This window comes from Polaromonas sp. CG_9.11 (assembly GCF_015752225.1).
Taxonomy (GTDB): Bacteria; Pseudomonadota; Gammaproteobacteria; order Burkholderiales; family Burkholderiaceae_C; genus Polaromonas.
In genome coordinates this window covers 25,477-44,245 of sequence record NZ_JADOVE010000006.1, presented here as the reverse complement: position 1 = coordinate 44,245, position 18,769 = coordinate 25,477, and the positions used below count along the sequence as shown (strand labels likewise).

Annotated in this window: 18 protein-coding genes; 11 read left to right on the top strand and 7 right to left on the bottom strand. The window is 64.7% G+C overall.

Features of this window, described 5'->3' with window-relative positions; translation table 11 throughout:
- The first annotated feature begins 44 nt into the window (after positions 1 to 44).
- Positions 45 to 1,247 (top strand): threonine ammonia-lyase, encoded by a 1,203-nt coding sequence (locus IWX85_RS06735; protein WP_196869216.1) that lies wholly within the window; start codon positions 45 to 47, stop codon positions 1,245 to 1,247.
- Positions 1,248 to 1,425: 178 nt separating this feature from the next.
- On the opposite strand, the gene IWX85_RS06730 is transcribed toward IWX85_RS06735, so the two are convergent.
- Together IWX85_RS06730 and IWX85_RS06725 are read right to left on the bottom strand one after the other, a co-directional pair.
- Positions 1,426 to 2,004 carry an MOSC domain-containing protein gene (locus IWX85_RS06730; protein WP_196869215.1) on the bottom strand — a complete coding sequence of 193 codons (579 nt, stop codon included), beginning with the start codon at positions 2,002 to 2,004 and terminating at the stop codon, positions 1,426 to 1,428.
- Between the two features lie 10 nt (positions 2,005 to 2,014).
- A complete protein-coding gene (locus IWX85_RS06725) occupies positions 2,015 to 2,479 on the bottom strand; it encodes a glycine zipper family protein (RefSeq protein ID WP_196869299.1) in 465 nt (154 codons plus the stop codon).
- A gap of 122 nt (positions 2,480 to 2,601) precedes the next feature.
- Here IWX85_RS06725 and IWX85_RS06720 point away from each other — a divergent pair, with 122 nt between their 5' ends.
- From IWX85_RS06720 to IWX85_RS06710, 3 genes are all read left to right on the top strand, one after another.
- Positions 2,602 to 2,769, top strand: a complete 168-nt coding sequence (locus IWX85_RS06720; protein ID WP_196869214.1) for a hypothetical protein — start codon at positions 2,602 to 2,604, stop codon at positions 2,767 to 2,769.
- Between the two features lie 139 nt (positions 2,770 to 2,908).
- Positions 2,909 to 3,556 carry an ATP-binding cassette domain-containing protein gene (locus tag IWX85_RS06715; protein WP_231379593.1) on the top strand — a complete coding sequence of 216 codons (648 nt, stop codon included), beginning with the start codon at positions 2,909 to 2,911 and terminating at the stop codon, positions 3,554 to 3,556.
- 340 nt (positions 3,557 to 3,896) lie between these two features.
- Positions 3,897 to 5,765, top strand: coding sequence for a phosphoenolpyruvate carboxykinase (GTP) (locus IWX85_RS06710; RefSeq protein WP_196869213.1), 1,869 nt, complete (start codon positions 3,897 to 3,899; stop codon positions 5,763 to 5,765).
- Positions 5,766 to 5,891: 126 nt separating this feature from the next.
- Here the strand turns inward: IWX85_RS06710 and IWX85_RS06705 are convergent, their stop codons facing one another.
- Positions 5,892 to 6,401 carry a hypothetical protein gene (locus IWX85_RS06705; protein ID WP_196869212.1) on the bottom strand — a complete coding sequence of 170 codons (510 nt, stop codon included), beginning with the start codon at positions 6,399 to 6,401 and terminating at the stop codon, positions 5,892 to 5,894.
- 130 nt (positions 6,402 to 6,531) lie between these two features.
- Between IWX85_RS06705 and IWX85_RS06700 the strand changes: the two genes are divergently transcribed.
- On the top strand, positions 6,532 to 7,506 hold the full coding sequence (locus tag IWX85_RS06700) for a LysR family transcriptional regulator (protein ID WP_196869211.1): 975 nt from the start codon (positions 6,532 to 6,534) through the stop codon (positions 7,504 to 7,506).
- Between the two features lie 36 nt (positions 7,507 to 7,542).
- Here IWX85_RS06700 and IWX85_RS06695 read toward each other — a convergent pair whose 3' ends face one another.
- Complete coding sequence (locus IWX85_RS06695; RefSeq protein ID WP_196862641.1) at positions 7,543 to 7,719, bottom strand: hypothetical protein; 177 nt, start codon at positions 7,717 to 7,719, stop codon at positions 7,543 to 7,545.
- A 183-nt stretch (positions 7,720 to 7,902) separates the two neighbouring features.
- Between IWX85_RS06695 and IWX85_RS06690 the strand changes: the two genes are divergently transcribed.
- Both IWX85_RS06690 and IWX85_RS06685 read left to right on the top strand, forming a co-directional pair.
- Positions 7,903 to 8,769 carry a metallophosphoesterase gene (locus IWX85_RS06690; RefSeq protein WP_196869210.1) on the top strand — a complete coding sequence of 289 codons (867 nt, stop codon included), beginning with the start codon at positions 7,903 to 7,905 and terminating at the stop codon, positions 8,767 to 8,769.
- Between the two features lie 79 nt (positions 8,770 to 8,848).
- The gene (locus IWX85_RS06685) at positions 8,849 to 9,271 is read left to right on the top strand and encodes a universal stress protein (RefSeq protein WP_036807278.1); all 423 of its coding nucleotides are present in this window, start codon (positions 8,849 to 8,851) and stop codon (positions 9,269 to 9,271) included.
- A 161-nt stretch (positions 9,272 to 9,432) separates the two neighbouring features.
- Here the strand turns inward: IWX85_RS06685 and IWX85_RS06680 are convergent, their stop codons facing one another.
- The 3 genes from IWX85_RS06680 to IWX85_RS06670 form a co-directional block, all read right to left on the bottom strand.
- Entirely contained in the window at positions 9,433 to 13,482 is a 4,050-nt protein-coding gene (locus tag IWX85_RS06680) for a PAS domain S-box protein (protein WP_196869209.1), read from the bottom strand.
- 158 nt (positions 13,483 to 13,640) lie between these two features.
- Entirely contained in the window at positions 13,641 to 14,012 is a 372-nt protein-coding gene (locus tag IWX85_RS06675) for a hypothetical protein (protein WP_196869208.1), read from the bottom strand.
- Between the two features lie 132 nt (positions 14,013 to 14,144).
- Positions 14,145 to 15,059 carry a LysR family transcriptional regulator ArgP gene (locus tag IWX85_RS06670; protein ID WP_036807287.1) on the bottom strand — a complete coding sequence of 305 codons (915 nt, stop codon included), beginning with the start codon at positions 15,057 to 15,059 and terminating at the stop codon, positions 14,145 to 14,147.
- A 109-nt stretch (positions 15,060 to 15,168) separates the two neighbouring features.
- On the opposite strand from IWX85_RS06670, the gene IWX85_RS06665 reads away from it, so the two are divergent.
- The 4 genes from IWX85_RS06665 to IWX85_RS06650 all read left to right on the top strand — a co-directional run bounded on the left by IWX85_RS06665 (position 15,169) and on the right by IWX85_RS06650 (position 18,740).
- Positions 15,169 to 16,527, top strand: coding sequence for a D-amino acid dehydrogenase (locus IWX85_RS06665; RefSeq protein ID WP_196869207.1), 1,359 nt, complete (start codon positions 15,169 to 15,171; stop codon positions 16,525 to 16,527).
- Between the two features lie 125 nt (positions 16,528 to 16,652).
- A complete protein-coding gene (locus IWX85_RS06660) occupies positions 16,653 to 16,949 on the top strand; it encodes a hypothetical protein (protein WP_196869206.1) in 297 nt (98 codons plus the stop codon).
- Positions 16,950 to 17,244: 295 nt separating this feature from the next.
- Complete coding sequence (locus tag IWX85_RS06655) at positions 17,245 to 17,763, top strand: flavin reductase family protein (RefSeq protein WP_196869205.1); 519 nt, start codon at positions 17,245 to 17,247, stop codon at positions 17,761 to 17,763.
- A 74-nt stretch (positions 17,764 to 17,837) separates the two neighbouring features.
- On the top strand, positions 17,838 to 18,740 hold the full coding sequence (locus IWX85_RS06650) for a DMT family transporter (protein ID WP_036807299.1): 903 nt from the start codon (positions 17,838 to 17,840) through the stop codon (positions 18,738 to 18,740).
- The last annotated feature ends 29 nt before the right edge of the window (positions 18,741 to 18,769 follow it).

Here is an 18,769-nt window from a genome sequence, read left to right as displayed (position 1 = left end):
AAATGACGGCTGCCTGCCCTACGCCGTGTTCTTCAAGGAAATCCATGCTCAGCCTGACCGATATCGAACAAGCCGCCCAGCGCCTGCAGGGCCATTTGCTGAACACGCCCTGTGTCGAGTCGCGCACGCTGTCGCAGCTCACCGGGGCGCAAATTTACCTGAAATTTGAAAACCTGCAGTACACCGCTTCGTTCAAGGAACGCGGCGCCTGCAACAAGCTGGCGCAGCTCACCGAGTCCGAGCGCCAGCGCGGCGTGATTGCCATGAGCGCGGGCAACCATGCGCAGGGCGTGGCCTACCATGCGCAGCGACTGGGCATTCGCGCCGTCATCGTGATGCCGCGTTTCACGCCGGGTGTGAAGATCGAGCGCACGCGCGGCTTTGGCGCCGAGGTGGTGCTGCACGGCGACACGCTCGACGCATCGCGCGCCCATGCGCTGCAGATGGCCGAACGCGAAGGCCTGGTGTTTGTCCATCCCTACGACGATGAGGCCGTCATGGCCGGCCAGGGCACGGTGGGGCTGGAAATGCTGCAGGCCGTGCCCGACCTGGAGGTGCTGGTGGTGGCCGTGGGCGGCGGCGGGTTGATTGCCGGCATGGCCACGGCGGCCAAGGCGCTGAAACCGGGCATTGAAGTCATCGGTGTGCAGACCTCGCGCTTTCCCGGCATGGTCAACGCCATCAAGGGCACGCACCACCCGCAGGGCAGCAGCACGATTGCCGACGGCATTGCGGTAGGCACGCCGGGCGTGCTGGCGCAGGCCATCATTGCCCGGCGCGTCGATGACCTGCTGCTGGTCGATGAAGGCGACATCGAGCAGGCCATGGTGATGCTGCTGGAAATTGAAAAAACCCTGGTCGAGGGTGCGGGCGCGGCCGGGCTGGCGGCGCTGCTGAAGTACCCGGCGCGCTTTGCGGGCCTGAAGGTCGGGCTGGTGCTGTGCGGCGGCAACATCGACCCGCTGCTGCTGGCGGCCATCATCGAGCGCGGCATGGTGCGCGCCGGCCGGCTGGCGCGCCTCCGGGTCAGCGCGCGCGACATTCCCGGCTCGCTGGCCAGGATCACCGCCACGGTCGCCGACGCTGGCGCCAACATCGAGGAAGTGCACCACCAGCGCGCCTTCACCATGCTGGCGGCGCTGAATGTCGAGATCGAGCTGGTGGTGCAGACGCGCGGCCGGCCGCATATCGAGCAGGTGCTGCAGGCCTTGCGTGCGGCCGGCTTCGAGGCCGAAGAACAGCACTGAGCCGCACGCCCGGAACGCCTGGGTGACTTGGTTGTACCCAGCCGTCCCCTTTTCAGCATCAAACAGGCCGCTGGCGCATTGCTGACAAACGATGCAAGCTATTGATTCAGTAGCAAAAAAACGGTTGTCGTTTGAAGCGCCATGCGGGAGGGCCAGGGTGATTTCGCGCCATCGACGGTCAGCGCAGGTGCTTGAACAGCTTGGCGGCAAACAGCGCCGGAATGCCGACGCCGCGCCGGCCTGGGATGACGTCAAACGCATCGCCGGCGCGCAGCGTTCCGGGCGTTTGCACCGCCAGGTAAAAGCCGCAAAAGCCGGTTTGCGCCATCAGCTTTGAAGCACGGCCCAAGCCCATCGCCGCATTGAATTTGTGGCAAGGCTCGCGCGGCAGCGTCACGCGCAGTTCGCAGCCGGGAAACCTCAGCACGTCGCCGGCCCAGACGCCGGTTTCGAGCAGGCCTTCAAGGGTGAGGTTTTCGCCCAGGCTGCCGGGGGGCAGGCTGTCGTCGATTGCACCGAGGCCGGCTTCGCGCCGCGCGGCCTGCCAGAAGGCGTAATGCTCCGACGGATAGGCATAGACGGCTTTTTCCAGTCCGCCGTGAATCGACAGGTCGGCCTGCTCGTCACCCCGCAAGCCCAGCGGCAACACCGGCACGGCCCCGGCCACCGGCTGCTTGCCGTAGGCGGTCAGGATGCTGCGCTCTGCGACCCTGATGCGGCGGGCCGTGCCCACCTGAACCGAAAGAAGCTGCTGCATGGCGCGCCGGTCAGTTCCAGCCAATGACGTCAAAACCTTTTTCACTCAGGCAGCGCTGAACGAAATTGCGGTAAACGCCATTGGGCCGGTCGTTGTGAAAAGCGCCCGACACGGCGCCGGCCGAGCCGCCGACGGCCGCGCCTGCCGCACCCGCGCGCAACACGCCTTCGCTGCCCCGGCCGGTGATCAGCGCACCCACAACGGACGCCACACCGGCCGTGGCAGCGCCTTCGCCGGCGCGGCGGCCCACTTCGCTGGTGTTTTGCGACGGGCTCAGGCCAGATGCCTGCGCACGCGACAGGCAGGCGTTCACTTCCATCCGGCCCTGTGCATCGCCGACACGGCTGAGCGTGGCATTGGGGTAGAGCACCGGCCTGGCCGAGGCGCTGTTGGGGCCGCTGCTGGCGCAGCCGGCCAGTCCCAGCACCAGCGCCGGGATAGCCGCGAACGGAAAAAGACGGATCGAAAAATTCATCATCGGGGTTGCGGGCATCTGCATGCTGCAAGGTTAGCGCAATTGCTGAAGTCCGCAAGAAGCGCTCGTTCATGTCAAGAAGGTAAACTTGCCATAGTTTTCCAAGCATTTCAGGAGCCCTCATGAACCCGTCAGCCGACCACACCACCAACGCAGCCCACAGCAGCCCGACGCCGGCCGAAGAGCAGGACGCGGTTGACGCCATTGTCCCGATGATTCCCGTGGTGTTGCCCATCGTCGGCGGCGTGCTGATTTTCCTGCTGGCCTTCATCGCCGTCTCCATGGCTTGATTCGGCCCGGCCGCTGTCATGCCCGCTGAAAAAGTCCGCCGCGTGCGGACTTTTTTTCGTTGGCATGGGGCACAGGCCTGCAAAAGCCAGGCGTGACCGCCGGAACTGCAAACACCCGGCAACCATTGAAAGGGCTCGCATGATGCATCCGGAAACGACCGTTTTGAAGGCGCAAGGCCTGCTCTTCCGCCATTCCCCGCCACCCGCGCCGCCGCTGTTTGACCGCCTGTCTTTTGGGCTGCCACCCGGGGTGACCTGGCTGGGCGGCGGCGAAGGCAGCGGGAAAACCACCCTGCTCCGCTTGCTGGCCGGTGCCCTGCCCGGCAATGCGGTGCAGGGCCAGCTTCGGCTCCACGGCGTCAGCCTGGCGCAAGACCGGTCGGCCTACCAGCGGCAGGTCGCCTGGCTGGACCCGCGCGATGATGCACGCGACGCCCAAACCGCCCGCGCGATCTTTGCCGACATGCCGGCGCACCACGCCGGCTGGAATCCGGACGTGCTGCAGGCGCACATTGCCGGGCTGAGCCTGGCGCCGCACCTGGACAAGGCGCTTTACATGATGTCCAGCGGCACCCGGCGCAAGGTGCTGATCGCCGCCACGCTGGCGGCAAGCGCGCCGCTCACCTTGCTGGACCAGCCTTTCATGGCGCTGGACCGGCCATCCACCGACTACCTGCTGCATCTGCTGGCCGAAGCGGCGCGCCGCGCCGGCAGCGTCTGGGTGGTGGCGGATTACGAAGCGCCGCCAGGTGTGGCGCTGGCCACCGCCCTCGAACTGCTGGCCTGAACCCGGAAACAAGACTGAAATCTGCTTTTTGCGCATAATCAGCTTGATTTTTACGCTATTAAAAAAATAGCATCTAGGCCGGCCTCCGCACACCATGCATGTCGAAAAAGGGCACCCTTTTAAGGTTAAACAAACATAACCTCATGCTTGTTTTGCATAACTTTTGCAGGTAACGCGGTGGTAACCGAAGCCGATGTTCCTAAAATGGCTCTCTCGCCAACCACTGGTGAAGCAGCAAAAAGCCGCATTCCGACAAACGTCCGCACCCCACTGCAGCTGTCATGCGTGTCGTAGGCTGACGTTTACCGAAATCCTGATTTTTTACTTTGGAGTTTTTTCGATGAACCAACCTAGCATGCAAGGGCTTGAAATCAACACGCCCGCCTATGTCAAAAACGCAAAACTGATTGCCTGGGTCGCCGACATGGTCGCCCTGTGCAAGCCCGACTCGGTCTATTGGTGCGATGGCAGCGACGCCGAATACCAGCGCCTGTGCCAGCAACTGGTGGACGCCGGCACGTTCAAGAAGCTCAACGAAACCAAGCGCCCAAACAGCTTCCTGGCCTGTTCCGACCCGACCGATGTGGCCCGGGTTGAAGACCGCACCTACATCTGCTCGGCCCGGAAAGAGAACGCCGGCCCGACCAACAACTGGATGGAGCCCAGCGAAATGCGCGCTACGCTGCAGCCGCTGTTTGACGGCTGCATGAAAGGCCGCATGATGTACGTCGTGCCGTTCAGCATGGGCCCGCTGGGCTCGCCGATCGCGCACATCGGCATCGAGCTGTCCGACAGCCCGTATGTGGCCGTCAACATGAAAATCATGACGCGCATGGGCAAGGCCGTGTTCGACGTGCTCGGCACCGAGGGCAACTTCGTGCCCTGCGTGCACACCGTCGGCGCCCCGCTGGCCCAAGGCGAGCAGGACGTGGCCTGGCCGTGCAACAAGACCAAGTACATCGTGCATTACCCCGAAACCCGCGAAATCTGGTCCTACGGCTCGGGCTACGGCGGCAATGCGCTGCTGGGCAAGAAATGCTTTGCGCTGCGCATCGCGTCCAACATGGGCCGCGACGAAGGCTGGCTGGCCGAGCACATGCTGATCCTCGGCGTGACCAATCCGCAAGGCAGCAAATACCACGTGGCGGCGGCTTTCCCGAGCGCCTGTGGCAAGACCAACTTCTCGATGCTGGTGCCACCCGCCGGTTTTGACGGCTGGAAGGTCACCACCATCGGCGACGACATTGCCTGGATCAAGCCCGCCGCTGACGGCAAGCTCTACGCCATCAACCCCGAAGCCGGCTACTTCGGCGTGGCCCCCGGCACCAACATGCTGACCAACCCGAACTGCATGCTGAGTGTTCGCGGCAACACCATTTTCACCAACGTCGCGCTGACCGACGACGGCGATGTGTGGTGGGAAGGCATGGAGCAGGATGCGCCCGGCAAGGCGCTGCCGGCGCACCTGATCGACTGGCAGGGCAAGGACTGGACGCCGCAAATTGCGAAAGAAACCGGCGCCAAGGCCGCGCACCCCAATTCACGCTTCACCGTCGCCGCCACCAACAACCCGGCGCTCGACCCTGCCTGGGACGACCCGAAAGGCGTGGCGATCGACGCCTTCATCTTCGGTGGCCGCCGCTCGACCACCGTGCCGCTGGTGACCGAGGCGCGCAGCTGGGTCGAAGGCGTGTACATGGCCGCAACCATGGGCAGCGAAACCACGGCGGCGGCCACCGGCCAGGCCGGCGTGGTGCGCCGCGACCCCTTCGCCATGCTGCCGTTCATGGGCTACAACATGAGCGACTACTTCCAGCACTGGTTGGACCTGGGCGAAAAACTGGCTGCTTCCGGCGCCACGCTGCCCCGCATTTACACCACCAACTGGTTTCGCAAGGGCGCCGACGGCAAGTTCGTCTGGCCCGGCTACGGCGAGAACATGCGCGTGCTGGCCTGGATGATCGACCGCATCGAAGGCAAGGGCCAGGGCGAGGACCATGTGACCGGCGTCAGCCCGAGCTACGAAGACCTGAACTGGACCGGCCTGGACTTCAGCGCCGAGCAATTCAACACCGTTACCAGCATCGACAAGGCCGCCTGGATCAAGGAGCTGGAGTTGCATGACGAGTTGTTCCAGCAGCTGGCCTACCACCTGCCCAAGGAACTGGGCAACACCAAGGCCGAGATCGAGCGCCGCCTGACGGCCTGATACCGCTTCGCCTCCAGGCACTGGCTTCCTTTCAAGAAGCCAGACGCAAAAAAGCCACCTGGGCCAGGTGGCTTTTTTGCGTTGGGGCGCTGCGAAAGCGCGCCGGTTGGTTTCACTCAGGGTCGCTCAGATGTGGTAGCGCGCGTGTGGCCGGGACATCAAGGCGGTCGGTTTCACAGCAGGCTCGCCCACCGCGGCCGGGGCCATGGCGTCTTGCACGGCTTCGCTGCGCGACATCGCCGACTGCAGGTCGGCCATCACGCGACCGTCCTGCCGGGCAATGGCCCACAGGCGCTGGTCGGCGCGGGCTTCGGCAAAACCGCGCGACCAGCCGTCGAGGCTGCTTTTGACCTGCTGGCCGGCGGCGCGCAGGGTGTCGGCGAAAAGGGCGAGCACTGCGAACAGCGCGATCCACAGCGCCATCCAGATCATCAGCAAGTGGCTTTCAGCCGCGCTGTCCATGACTTCATAAGCCACTGCGGCCACAGCGGCCGCCAGGGCAGAACCCAGCAGCAACGCCGCGCCGCGTTTGCCCAGGACATCGCGCGGAACGTGTTGCACGGCATCCATGAGGGCCTCCATGCGGTCGGCGCCATGGTGATGGTCGGGATGGGGGGTGTTGATAAAGCGGGTCATGGTGATTTCCTTCGGTCTGATGTGCTTCCGGGTATGGGCAGCGGGTAAGGGAATATTAGGGTTTTTACTAATACTATTCAACTTTATATATGTGATGGTATTCATTCATGAAATTGATGAATTAACCGCCATGCGATCACAAAACCCTGTCAGACCGCCCAACTTCCGCACGCTCGACCTGAACCTGCTGCGGGTATTCGACGAAGTCATGGCCGAGCGCAGCCTGACACGGGCCGCGCGCAACCTCTCGCTGACGCAGCCCGCCGTCAGCAACGCCCTGCGCCGGCTGCGCGAGACGCTGGGTGACGAGCTGGTGCAGCGCAGCGGCCAGGGCATGGCGCCCACGCCGCGCGCAGTGGTGATCTGGCCCGCTGTGCGCGAAGCCCTGCGGCAGTTGCAGGCGTCGCTGATTCCCGACGAATTCGTGCCTGGGCAGGCGACCAGCAGTTTTGTGCTGGCCATGGCCGACGCGACCGCCGCCGAGCTGATACCGGGCTTGAGTGACACCCTGGAGCAGGAAGCGCCAGGCGTCAGCCTCCGGGTCGTTCCCCTGACCACGCGCGACCCCCGGCAGCTGCTGGAGACGCAGGCTTGCGATCTGGCCGTCGGCCATTTCCCGTCGGTGCTGCCCGACCTGACGGCCAAGGCGCAAAACGGCGAGACGATGCCATTTTTTTTCCAGCGGCTGTATGACGGCGAATATGTCTGCGTGATGCGCAAGGACCATCCGCTGGCGGGCGGGCGGCTGAGCCTGGACGATTTTTGCGCGGCCCGCCACATGCTGGTGAGTTTTTCCGGCCGGCCCTATGGCTTCATCGACGAATCACTGGCGGCGCTGGGCCGCGAGCGGCGGGTGGTGCTGACCGTGAACCAGTTCTTCACCGCCGGCCGGGTGGTCGCCCACTCCAACCTGCTCACGGTGCTGCCGCGCCATTTCGTGCGCGTCACCGGCATTGCCCGGCAACTGGTGCTGCAGCCTTTGCCGTTTGCGGTGTCGCCGGTGCATGTGGACTCGCTATGGCACCGGCGCTCGGACCGGCTCAGAGCGCATGCCTGGCTGCGGCGCGCCGTCCTGCGGGCAGCTGAAAAAGCCTTCACGGCCTGAATGGGCCGCCGCTGCTTTGCGGTGGGCGGCTGGTGTTCAGCGAATGACGCTCAGGAAGGCGCGGGCGGCGTGGCGCAGCTCCTGCGCCTGGCGCGGGTCGCGTCCGGCGCCGGCATCGGCGCGCTCCATCAACTGGTGCGCGACCCCGCCAGCAGCAGCCACGGCATTGCGGGAAGACATGAAACCGGCGATTTTGGAAAGAATGCGGAACATAAGAAACTCGGTTCTGTGTTTGAAGTGGTGATGGATCGATAGTAAGGGTTTTCCCTAATTTTGTACAGTCCATGCCATGCACAAAGCCATGCCGATGCGGCATGGCCGCATTCAAGCGGGTCTTTGCAACATAAAAAATCCTGGTGAAGGAGGTCTTTGGCGCCTTCCCGCACAATCGGTGGTGTGAACATCCAGCTTCTTTCCGACCTGCACCTCGAGTCCAACCCCTACTTCAAGGCGACACCGCTGCCAGGTGCCGACGTGCTGGTGCTGGCAGGCGACATTGGCTCCTACCAGGCAGGCTCGCTGCTGACCCGCCTGGCGATTGAGGACTTTGGCCTGGCACGGTTTTCACCCTTGCCGGTGGCGCAGGGCGGCGCGGGCTGGCCCACGCCGGTGCTGTTTGTGCCGGGCAACCATGAATACGACGGCCTGGAATGGGGCGAAGCCGACGCCCGGCTGCGCGAAGCCTGCCAGCGCTTGGGGCTGGTCTGGCTAGAACGCGAGTGCGTGCGGTTGCAGGGCGTGCGTTTCATCGGCTGCACCTTGTGGACCGATTTTGATGCGCTGACCACCGCCGCCAACAACCGGGACCCGGCGGCGGCAGGCCGCATCACGCTGGGCGAGCAGCTCAAGATGCGTGAAAAAGCCTTCCGCGCGGCCAATTTCTACCTCAAGAAGAACCATGCGCTGCGCCAGGGCCAGCCCATGCTCGCCGACGCCATGCGCGAGGAAAGCCTGAAAAGCCAGGCCTGGCTGCGGCAGGCGCTGGCGCAGCCTTTCGACGGTCCCACGGTGGTGGTGACGCACTTTGCGCCCAGCCTGCTCAGCGCCGATCCGCGCTATGGGCTGACGCCGGGCTCGGCCGGGTTCTGCAATTCGCTGGACGAGCTGCTGCCGCTGGCAAAGGTCTGGCTGCATGGCCACCTGCATTGCCCGAACGACTACGTCCGGCAGGGCTGCCGCGTGGTGGCCAATCCGCTGGGTTATGCGCGCAAAGGCGAGCAGGACGGCTTCCGGCCGTCGCTGCGCATAGCGGTCCACCCATAAGCCTGATGCCCCGTGTTGAATTGATGCGCCAGCGGCCTGCGGCTGGCTAAACTACGGTTTTGAACAAGGAGTACACCCCATGAAGATCCTTCTGGCCGTTGACGGCAGCCCCTACACCAAGAAAATGCTGGCTTACCTGACCACGCACGACGAGTTGTTCGGCCCGCGCAACGAATACACCCTGCTCACGGTGCAGCCTCCCTTGCCGCCCCGGGCGCGGGCGGCCGTGGGCAAGGAGGTCGTCGACAGCTACTACACCGAAGAAACCCAAAAGGTGATGGCGCCCATCACTGAATTCCTGGCGCACCACAATCTGGCGGCCAAGAGCGAATGGAAGGTGGGGCATGTAGGTGAAACCATTGCCAGCTTTGCCGACGAGGGCAAGTTCGACCTGCTGGTGATGGGTTCGCACGGCCATGGTTCGATTGGCAACCTGGTCATGGGCTCGGTCGCGACGCAGGTCCTGTCGCGCTGCCAGGTCCCGGTGCTGCTGGTTCGATAGCACCGCAGCAGGCGGGTCATGACAGGCGGCGGTCTTGTCCATGGACGCCACGACCCTGCTGGCACGGGCCTGCTATTTATAGCATAGCAAAAACTGCTTAGCCAGCAAGCGGGAAAGGCCTAAAAGACTTGAAAATCCCGTCGGGAAGCTGTTGGTCGGGATCAGGCCGCCTCAGCGCCCAGGGTGAAGTAGAACGTGGCGCCTTCGCCTTGCACCGAATCGGCCCAGACCCTGCCGCCATGGCGCGCAACGATGCGCTGCACCGTCGCCAGGCCGATCCCGGTGCCGGCAAATTCCGCAGCGGTGTGCAGGCGCTGGAAAGCGCCAAACAGCTTTGGGGCATACGCCATGTCAAAGCCGGCGCCGTTGTCACGAACGGAGTAAACATCTCCGCAATCAGGGCTGGCCATTCGGCCCAGCGTGATGCAGGTGCAGGCCTTGCCAGCGCTGAATTTCCAGGCATTGCCGAGCAGGTTGTACAGCACCTGCCGGAGCAGGCGCGAGTCGCCCTTGGCCATCAGGCCAGGCTGCACCTCCAGGCGGCACACCCGGCCCGGGTCGCGCTCCTGCAGGGCGGACAGCAGCACCTCGGCGGTGGCGCTCAGGTCAACCGTTTCCCAGGCCAGGCTGGAACGCGACACGTGGGCCAGGGACAGCATGGCATCGATGAGCTCGCCCATCTGCCCGACGCCGGCGCGAATGCGCGCCAGGTAATGCTGGCTGCGCTCGGTCATCGGCGTCGCGCCCTGACCGGTGATCGACTTGGCCAGCAGGTTGCTGAAGCCGTTGATGCTGCTCAGCGGGCTGCGCAGGTCATGCGAGACCGAATAGGAAAACGCCTCCAGCTGCTCGTTGGCAAACTTCAGCTGCGCCGTGCGCTGCTGCACCCGGTCTTCGAGGCTGGCATTGAGCAGCAGGATTTCTTCACGCGCCTGGCGGCGTTCGCGAATGTCGGTGTTGACGATCATCACGCCGTTGACCTGTCCGCTGACATCGCGCACCACGGTACCGCGCATCTCGACATACACCGGTGAGCCGTCACAGGCGACCTGCGCCACCTCGCCCGTCCAGTAGCCCTCGGCCGCCTTGATCTGTTCGATGGCGGCGGTCAGGACCTGCGGGTCGCGGTACATCAGCGTCTGCATGGTCTTGCCCAGTACCTGCTCCGCCGGCCAGCCATAGAGGCGCTCCGCGCCTTTGCTCCACAAGCGGATGCTCAGGTCCAGGTTGCGCACCACGATGGCGCCCGGCGCGAGGTCGATCAGTGACGCCTGTTCATGCAGCCGCGCTGCTGTTTTGCGCTCGGCCGCCTCGCTGCGCTGCTGCTCCAGCCGGGTACGCAGGCTGACAATGCCAAAGGCCAGGTTGTCGGCCAGCTCCTGCAAAAGCTGGACCTCTTCGGAGGTAAACCGCTGAAGCTCGCCGGCATACAGGCACAGCACGCCAAAACTGTGTTCTTTGCTGCACAAAGGCAATGCAAGGGTGCTGCAATAACCCCGCTGCACCGCCGCCGCTCGCCAGTGAAACCCGCTGTCCAGCCGGCTGACGTCTTCGGTTTTCTGCGGCAACCCGGTGCGAATGGCCCGGCCCGCCGGCCCCTTCCCTTCCGGACGGTCGTCGCGCCAGTACAGCCTGATGGTTTCCAGATAGCCTTGTTCGGCGCCCGCATGGGCCACCGGCTGGATGGTTTTTTCCTCGTCATCGTTCGCAAAGCCCACCCAGGCCATGCGGTAGCCGCCCACCTCCACCGCCACGCGGCACACCTCGGCCAGCAGGGCGGCTTCGTCATGAATCCGGTTGATGGCAATGCCTGAACGGCTCAGCATCTCCAATGCCCGGTGGGTAGCGGCCAGCGCCAGCTCGGCCAGCTTGCTGTCGGTGATGTCGCGTATGGTGCCCACCACGCGCTCAAGTTCGCCAGCGTCGTTGGACACCGGGTAAGAGCGGTCGCGCAGCCAGCGAATCCGGCCGTCTGGTGGACGAATACGGTATTCCACGCTGGCGTTTTTTCCGGCGTCATTGAGCGCATTGGCCAGCGCCAGCACCGGCAGGTCTTCGGGCAGGACGGCATCGACCAGGGAACCCGGTGTGGCGTACAGGCTCTCGCAGCTCCGGCCCCAGACTTTTTCATAGCCCGGGCTGACATAGCGCACCCGGCCCTGGCGGGCATCGACGTTGTAGAACACGTCCTCGACGTTGTCAGCCAGTTCGCGAAAGCGCGCCTCGCTGCCGACCAGCGCTTGCTCGGCGCGCGCGCGTTCCAGCGCCAGCCGCGTCAGCCGGATGGCCGCGCCAATCAGCAGCTGGTCGGCAGGCTGCGGCCTGCCAGGCGTGCGGCGATAGATGGCAAAGGTGGCCAGCACTTCACCGTCCGTTGCCATGACCGGCGTGCTCCAGCAGGCCCGCAGTCCGTGGGTGGCCAGCAGGTTCCGGAAACCCTGCATCAGCGGGTCGCACGTGACGTCCTCGACGATCACACTTTCGCGGCGAAAGGCGGCGGTTCCGCAGGCGCCCATGCCTTCGGCGATTCTCAGGCCTTCGGTAGCCTGGATGAAGGCTGGCGGCAGGCTGGGTGCAATGGCCTGGCACAACTGCCCGCCCTGCGACATCAGCATGGAGCACAGGCTGTGCGGTGCGCTGCTTTCGATCAGCCGGAGGATGGCTTCAATCGACTCGCGCACCGGTGCGCCGCCGGCGATCAGGACCAGCACTTCTTCCTGCGCCAGTGCGAAGCTTTCGGCGGCCCTGAGGTCGGTGACATCGACGAACACCGCCAGGGCGCCGACCTGCCGGCGCGCCGCGCCGAACAGCGGCCGGGTGCTCATGCGCAGGATGCGGTCGTGCGCGCCCACCCGGGAAAGCCGCATATCCCGGTTGTCGATGCGGGCGCCCGCCAGGGTCTGCATCAGCGGCCCGTTCGAGTGCAGGGTGCTTCCATCAAGCGACTTGAGCGGGTTGTCGTGCCGCCAGTCGCTGAACAGGGCATCTTCTGCGGGCGCGGGAAAGAGCTTGCCTGCGGTCTGGTTGAACAGCAGGAAACGGCCCTGGGTGTCGATGGCAATCACGCCTTCGCTCATGCTGTTGAGGATCAGGTCGAGCATGGCGCGCTCGGCATCGGCCTGGTGCAAGGCGGCGTCCAGTTCGCTGCGTTGCGCCTGCAGCGAGGCGGCCATGCGGTTAAAGGCCAGCGCCAGCTGGCCGATCTCATTCTGGGGTGATACCCCCAGGCTGACACACGCCAGAAAATTGCCGCGGGCGATTTCGTTGGCTTCCTTGAGGATGGCATTGGCAGGATTGACCACCAGGCGCTGGCCCATCGCCCAGGCGCAGGCCATGCCCAGGGCGGCCATGCCCAGCAGGGCAACCAGATCAGCCATCAGCAGCGTGCGCGGCGTGGCAACCAGGATAGCGCGCGGCACGCTGAGGGCCACAAACAGCCCGCCGCCGGATCCGCCGACGGGCGCATAGGCATACACCTGCTCAACGCCGCTGCCATCGGTCGCCTGGCCTACCCCCGGCAAGAACAACCGAGCCGCGTCCAGCACCACCGAATCCTGCTCACGGCTGCCGGCCAGTCCGGTGGCCGGATGGGATGCCAAGACAGTGCCCTGGCGGTCGATCACCCGCAGTTGCGCGCCCTCCATGATTTTTTCTGTCGCCAGGGCTTCGGCAAACTTCATCAGGTCTACAGCGGTAAAGGCCACGCCGTTGAGAACGCCCCCGGCGCTGTACACCGGCATGCCGAACGCCACGCCGGGCCGGCCGGTTGACCGGGAAATGGCGTAGTCGCCAACTGAAAATGCCCGCTGCTCAAGCGCACTGGTAAAAAAGGTCCGGTCGCCGACATAGATGTCGTCATCAGGACTCGCTGCATGGCACGACAGCTTGCCGTTCAGGTCCACAACGCCCAGGTTGGAATACGCCGTATCCTGCGATTGCAGGTTTTTCAGGTACTGAACGCACAAGCGGTTTCGCGTGTCCTTGATGGAAGGGCCGCTGGCAATGTCGCCGAGCAGCTGGGCGGCCCGTTCTACCAGGCGCTGCTGGTGCGCCGCCGCCAGCAGCGCCTGGGACTGCAGGCCGGCCTGGGCCAGCGTCAGCACGGTCTGCTGGTTTTTTGCCGACGACCAGGCAAACAGCCCAAACACCGGCAGCAGCGCAGCCAGCATCAGCAGCACCAGGCGGGAACGAAGACCGAGCCGGCTCAACATCGGGAATTTCCGTGCGGGGTCAATAAAAGGAGGGCAAACGCGATGCGGGCACGCGTTCGGGCGAACGCCTGGATGAAAAGCGTGGCGGGGTCTGGCAGACCGGCGCTCCGGACTTGCTGCTTGCGCGGCACGAACAGGTTGCGCTTGGCGTTTTCGGGTTATGCAAAGGTCACCCTGGCGTTGCCGGGTTCGGCCATGAAGGTCTGGGCCATCAGCGTGCCCTCGGCTGCTTCCATCGCACCGTCGATGGAAAAGGGAAACGACAGCATCCAGGCGCCGACGTGCTGCACCTTCCAGCGCAGTGACTGGAGGGCGCGGGCAATCACCGCGTTTTCCGGGCCGACGGCGTAGCTCAAGGCGCGGTTGGCGCCGGTTGCCCCGACCATCTTGGGCTCTTCGCCCTGGGCCTTCATCCCCGGCGGAAACCGGGCAACATGCACTGGTTTGAGCAGCCGGGCCGTCAGCGCGTCCCCAAGGGACACTGCGATTGCGGTCACGACAGGCAGACCGCTGGCGCGCAAATAAAACATTGAAGATCTCCTGAGTACCCGAGTATATGAAACAACGTGTGTACAAATCTCAATTTTCAGCCCGCCATGACACCAGCGGCTTGACAAAGTCAGCCTCGGGTTGCAAAGCCTTTGAATCATGTGCACCCGGATTCAGGTGGCCAGCGCCACTTCAGCCGACCGCGTCAGCGCGCAGGTCAGGGCATCGAGCACTTCGGACTCCAGGTTCCAGCAATGCCAGTAGAGCTGGATCGGCAGCACGCAGGAAGGCGCCAGGTTGACCAGCAGGCCCTGGTCAATCAGGGGTTGCGCCAGCAGGCGCGGCAGCACGCTAGCGCCCCAGCCGGCCAGCACGGCGCGCACCTGGCCTTCGGACGAGGGCACGAACAGCTGGTTCAGCATGACGCGCTTGAGCCCGAAGGCCTTGCCGACAAATTCGCTCTGCATGTCGTCCTTGCGGTTGAAGGCGACAAAGACGATCTCGCGAAAGTTGTGCGCCGTCAGCACTTCACCGCCAAGGCGCTCGAGCACCAGTGCGGGCGTGGCGACAGCCACGTATTCCATCGCGCCCAGCGGCACCACCTTGCAGCCGCGCAACGCCTGCCTGAGCGTGGTGACGCAGCCCAGCACCTCGCCCTGGCGCAGCCATTCCTGCGTGAAATCCTGGTCGTCCGTGACAATTTCCATGGGCAGCCCCGACTGCGCCAGCCCGGTCAGCGCCGGCAGCGCCCAGGTGGCGATGCTGTCGGCATTGATGGCAATCGAAATGCGCTCTTCCTCGCGCGCGCCGCGCAGCGAACTGGGTGCCAGCTCTTTCAGGTCGCGCTCCAGGTCGGCGCGCAGCAGGCGCAGCATCTTGGTGTGCTTGAGCAGCAATTGCCCGGCGGAGGTGGCCTTGAGCGGCCGGCTGCGCACAATCAGCACCGTGCCCACCTGGGCTTCGAGCGCCCGCAGCCGCTGCGACACCGCCGACTGGGTGATCGACAAGCGCCGCGCCGCGCGCTCAAAACCGCCCTCTTCCACGATGGCGGCCAGGCATTCCAGCGCATCCGGGTCAAAAGTGCTCATTGGGAGGGCTTTCAGTATTAGTTGGCCTGATGATTTAGCTGACAGTTTAATTTGACTGTTATCCCGCGCCAAGCTCCTGCACACTTGCGTTTTGCACAAGGGGAACGGCATGAAGGTTGTGGTTTTGGGCGCAGGCATCATTGGCGTGAGCACTGCCTGGCATCTGCTGGAGCGCGGGCATGAGGTCACGGTGGTCGACCGGCAGCTGGATGCCGCGCTGGAAACCAGCTTTGCCAATGCCGCGCAGATTTCCGTCAGCTATTGTGAGCCCTGGGCCAACCGCGACGCGCCGCTCAAGGCGCTGAAATGGATGTTCCGCGACGATGCGCCGCTGCTGTTCCGGCCGCGCGTGCCGTTTGGCGAAGGCTGGCAGCAATGGCGCTGGGGCCTGCAGTTCCTGGCGCAGTGCAACGATGCCGCCTTCGAGCGCAATGTGCAGCAGCTCGTCGCCCTGGGCGCCTACAGCCACGCCGCGCTCAAGGACGTGGTGCAGGCCACCGGCATCGACTACCACCGGCTGGAGCGCGGCATTGCCCACTACTACACCGAGCAGAAATCCTTCGACACCGCCGGCGACGCCGCCGCGCTGATGCGCAAGTACGGCGTGGCGCGCCGGGTGGTTTCTACCGCCGAGTTGCTAAAGATCGAGCCGGCCTTCAGCCAGTTTGCCGACCGCATTGTCGGCGGCACCTACACCGCCAGCGACGAAAGCGGCGATGCACGCGTCTTTACCCAGTCGCTGGCCCGGCGCTGCGCCGAACGTGGCGTCGAGTTTTTGTACAACCATGACGTGCTGCGGCTGGAAAAAACCGGCAATGCTATTGAATCCGTAGCAATACGCGCCCGCGGGACAAGCGCCAGCAGCATAAAAGATGCTCAATTGACGCATTTAAAGGCCGATGCGGTGGTGGTGGCCTGCGGCTCCTACAGCGCGCCACTGCTGCGCAGCGTCGGCGTGGACTTGCCGATCTACCCGGGCAAGGGCTACAGCGCCACTTTCAAGCTGCGCAAGCCCGAGCTGGCGCCCTTTGTGAGCACCATCGACGACGAGGTCAAGTGCGCCATCAGCCGGCTCGGCAACGAGCTGCGCGTGGCCGGAACCATCGAGGTCGGCGGCTACGACCTGTCGCTCGACACGCCGCTGGCCAAGGCCAGGTGCCGCATGCTGGCCCAGCGCATCGAGCAGGTGCTGCCCGGCGTGTGCGACACGCGTCTGGAAGAAGAAGGCGGACAGCCGAACTTCTGGTGCGGCCTGCGCCCGGCCACGCCGACCAACATTCCCTACATCGGCAAAACCAGGGTGGGTCGGCTGTGGGTCAATGCCGGCCACGGCACGCTGGGCTGGACGCACGGTGCGGGCTCGGGCAAGGCCATGGCCGAGCTGATCAGCGGTGAGGCGCCTTCAATGGCTTTTGGCTTTTACGGCTACGAGCACAGCCGCCGCCAGCCCGGACTGTCTGCCGCCTGAGCCTTTTCCTTGTGCCATTCCCGGGGCACGGCTGCTTTGGCAGTGCCCGCACCGTCACCTTTTCCTACAGCCAATGCTTTTTCAGGCTGACAGCCATCAGGACCAAAGTCAGCCATATTAAGAAGATGACATCCCAAAAATCCCGCACCTCGCCTGCCAACACCCCTGACCAGCCGGCGGCTGGCAAGGGCATGCCAGCCAAGGACCCGCAAGGGCAAGCGCCCATGGTCGGCAGGCAGCCCGACCTGAAGGACGGCTCGGCCGCGAGCCAACTGGAATTGCCAAGCGACCGCGACCAGGCGCAGGACATGACCAGCGGCCAGCCCAGCCCGCAGATCGAGCAGGCTGCCAAGGATCTCAAGGACGGCAAGAAGGACACCAGCAAGGCGCCTGAAATGGACGCGGCGTACAGAAAGCTCTGAGCCGTTGCCGGCGCTCCGGCGCGCGGTGCGTCTGCCATCCGGGCCGTGTCCTGTGGCAGGCAGACGGGCGCTTGAGCCGTCACCTCCCGTTTTGCATCAAAAATGACACTTGCGCTTGTTGCACATAGACCTTCAGCTATTTATTGCATAGCGCTCAAGCCGAATTGGGCGCTGCCTTTGCCCAGCGAAGGCAGGCGGCGCGCACCGCCACGTGCCCCGCCCTCGTGCGCCGCAAAAGCGCAGCGCAAACCCTGAAGCCGGCGCGTACCAGCGGCTTCAGTTAAATTAGCCCCCTATGTTGCCCTTCTCCCCCCTTCGCAAAGCGAGCAGCCCGAGCTTTTCACCCCGGGAATTCCGCGCCTCGCTGGCGATGTTTGCCACCGGCGTGACCATCGTTACGGCACGCACGCCAGCCGGCGTCCTGGTCGGCCTGACCGCCAATTCCTTCAATTCGGTTTCGCTCAGCCCGCCGCTGGTGCTCTGGAGCCTGTCGCAAAGCGCCAGTTCGATGGCCGCGCTGAGCACCGGCTCGCACTACGCCATCAACATCCTGTCGGCAGGCCAGAAAGAACTGGCCGAGCGCTTTGCCAGCCGGCATGAAGACCGCTGGACGGATGTTGCCTTCACCGAAGGCGCCAGCGGCGCGCCCTTGCTGACCGGCTCGGTCGCCACCTTCGAATGCTTCAACCGCAGCCGCTACGAGGAAGGCGATCATGTGATCTTTGTCGGTGAGGTCGAGCGCTGCAGCCACCAGGCCGGCGCTGCACCGCTGCTCTACCACGGCGGCAGGTTCTACACCGAACACCCCCTTTAATCCGGCGTCACGGCCTGCCGGCAGAGGGCGACCACCGCCCGTATTTTTGCGTTTTCCAATGCCACGGATTCTTCATGATTGAACGAAAAAGCCATCTCGACGCACTGGCCGTTTCCCTGCTGCTCGGCTGCTGCCTGTTCTGGGGCCTGCAGCAGGTGCTGATCAAGGCCACGCTGGCCGAAATACCGCCGATGTTCCAGGCGTCGCTGCGCCTGGTGGGCGCGACCGCGCTGCTCTGGCTGTGGTGCGCCTGGCGCCGGATTCCGCTGTTCAGCCGCGACGGCTCGCTGGCGGCCGGCCTGCTGGCGGGCGCGCTTTTTGGCGCTGAATTTGCCTGCATCTACCTGGGCCTGCAACACACCACGGCGTCGCGCCTGACAGTGTTTTTGTACACCTCGCCATTCTGGGTCGCGGTGCTGGTGCCTTTCTGGGCGCACTCGGAAAAGCTGCGCGGCCTGCAGTGGGTCGGGCTGCTGTGCGCCTTCGTGGCGGTGGTCTTCGCCCTGCGCGAAGGCTTTTCCGGCGGCGCGGCATCGACCGTTCGCGGCGACCTGCTGGCGCTCGCGGCCGGCATGCTGTGGGGCCTGACGACGGTGGTGATCCGGGCGTCCAGGCTGGTGATGATTCCGGCGGAAAAGCTGCTGTTCTACCAGCTGGCCGTCAGCGCTGCCGTCTTCCCGGCGCTGTCGCTGGGACTGGGCGAAGTCTGGACCTGGCATTTCAGCGCCTTTGGCCTGGCGTCGCTCGGTGCGCAGACGGTGATTGGGGCCTTTGCCAGCTACCTGGCCTGGATGTGGATGCTGGGCCGCTACCCGGCCACGCAAATTTCAACCTTTGTGTTTTTCACGCCGCTGTTTGCACTGCTGTTCGGCGCCCTGTGGCTGGGCGAGGCAGTCACGCCCGGTTTGCTGGCGGCGCTGGCCACGGTGGCAGCGGGCATCATGCTGGTCAACCGCAGGCCGCGCGTCGCAGCCTGACCGATGGGGCACCGGGACGCGAAGCTGCA

Excerpts from the sequence above, each read along its gene's own strand:
- IWX85_RS06700 (WP_196869211.1), top strand. The coding sequence starts at position 6,532 with ATGCGATCACAAAACCCTGTCAGACCGCCCAACTTCCGCACGCTCGAC.
- IWX85_RS06720 (WP_196869214.1), top strand. The coding sequence starts at position 2,602 with ATGAACCCGTCAGCCGACCACACCACCAACGCAGCCCACAGCAGCCCG.
- IWX85_RS06730 (WP_196869215.1), bottom strand. The coding sequence starts at position 2,004 with ATGCAGCAGCTTCTTTCGGTTCAGGTGGGCACGGCCCGCCGCATCAGG.
- IWX85_RS06685 (WP_036807278.1), top strand. The coding sequence starts at position 8,849 with ATGAAGATCCTTCTGGCCGTTGACGGCAGCCCCTACACCAAGAAAATG.
- IWX85_RS06725 (WP_196869299.1), bottom strand. The coding sequence starts at position 2,479 with ATGAATTTTTCGATCCGTCTTTTTCCGTTCGCGGCTATCCCGGCGCTG.
- IWX85_RS06665 (WP_196869207.1), top strand. The coding sequence starts at position 15,169 with ATGAAGGTTGTGGTTTTGGGCGCAGGCATCATTGGCGTGAGCACTGCC.
- IWX85_RS06650 (WP_036807299.1), top strand. The coding sequence starts at position 17,838 with ATGATTGAACGAAAAAGCCATCTCGACGCACTGGCCGTTTCCCTGCTG.
- IWX85_RS06695 (WP_196862641.1), bottom strand. The coding sequence starts at position 7,719 with ATGTTCCGCATTCTTTCCAAAATCGCCGGTTTCATGTCTTCCCGCAAT.
- IWX85_RS06705 (WP_196869212.1), bottom strand. The coding sequence starts at position 6,401 with ATGACCCGCTTTATCAACACCCCCCATCCCGACCATCACCATGGCGCC.
- IWX85_RS06710 (WP_196869213.1), top strand. The coding sequence starts at position 3,897 with ATGAACCAACCTAGCATGCAAGGGCTTGAAATCAACACGCCCGCCTAT.
- IWX85_RS06660 (WP_196869206.1), top strand. The coding sequence starts at position 16,653 with ATGACATCCCAAAAATCCCGCACCTCGCCTGCCAACACCCCTGACCAG.
- IWX85_RS06715 (WP_231379593.1), top strand. The coding sequence starts at position 2,909 with ATGATGCATCCGGAAACGACCGTTTTGAAGGCGCAAGGCCTGCTCTTC.
- IWX85_RS06675 (WP_196869208.1), bottom strand. The coding sequence starts at position 14,012 with ATGTTTTATTTGCGCGCCAGCGGTCTGCCTGTCGTGACCGCAATCGCA.
- IWX85_RS06680 (WP_196869209.1), bottom strand. The coding sequence starts at position 13,482 with ATGTTGAGCCGGCTCGGTCTTCGTTCCCGCCTGGTGCTGCTGATGCTG.
- IWX85_RS06655 (WP_196869205.1), top strand. The coding sequence starts at position 17,245 with ATGTTGCCCTTCTCCCCCCTTCGCAAAGCGAGCAGCCCGAGCTTTTCA.
- IWX85_RS06670 (WP_036807287.1), bottom strand. The coding sequence starts at position 15,059 with ATGAGCACTTTTGACCCGGATGCGCTGGAATGCCTGGCCGCCATCGTG.
- IWX85_RS06735 (WP_196869216.1), top strand. The coding sequence starts at position 45 with ATGCTCAGCCTGACCGATATCGAACAAGCCGCCCAGCGCCTGCAGGGC.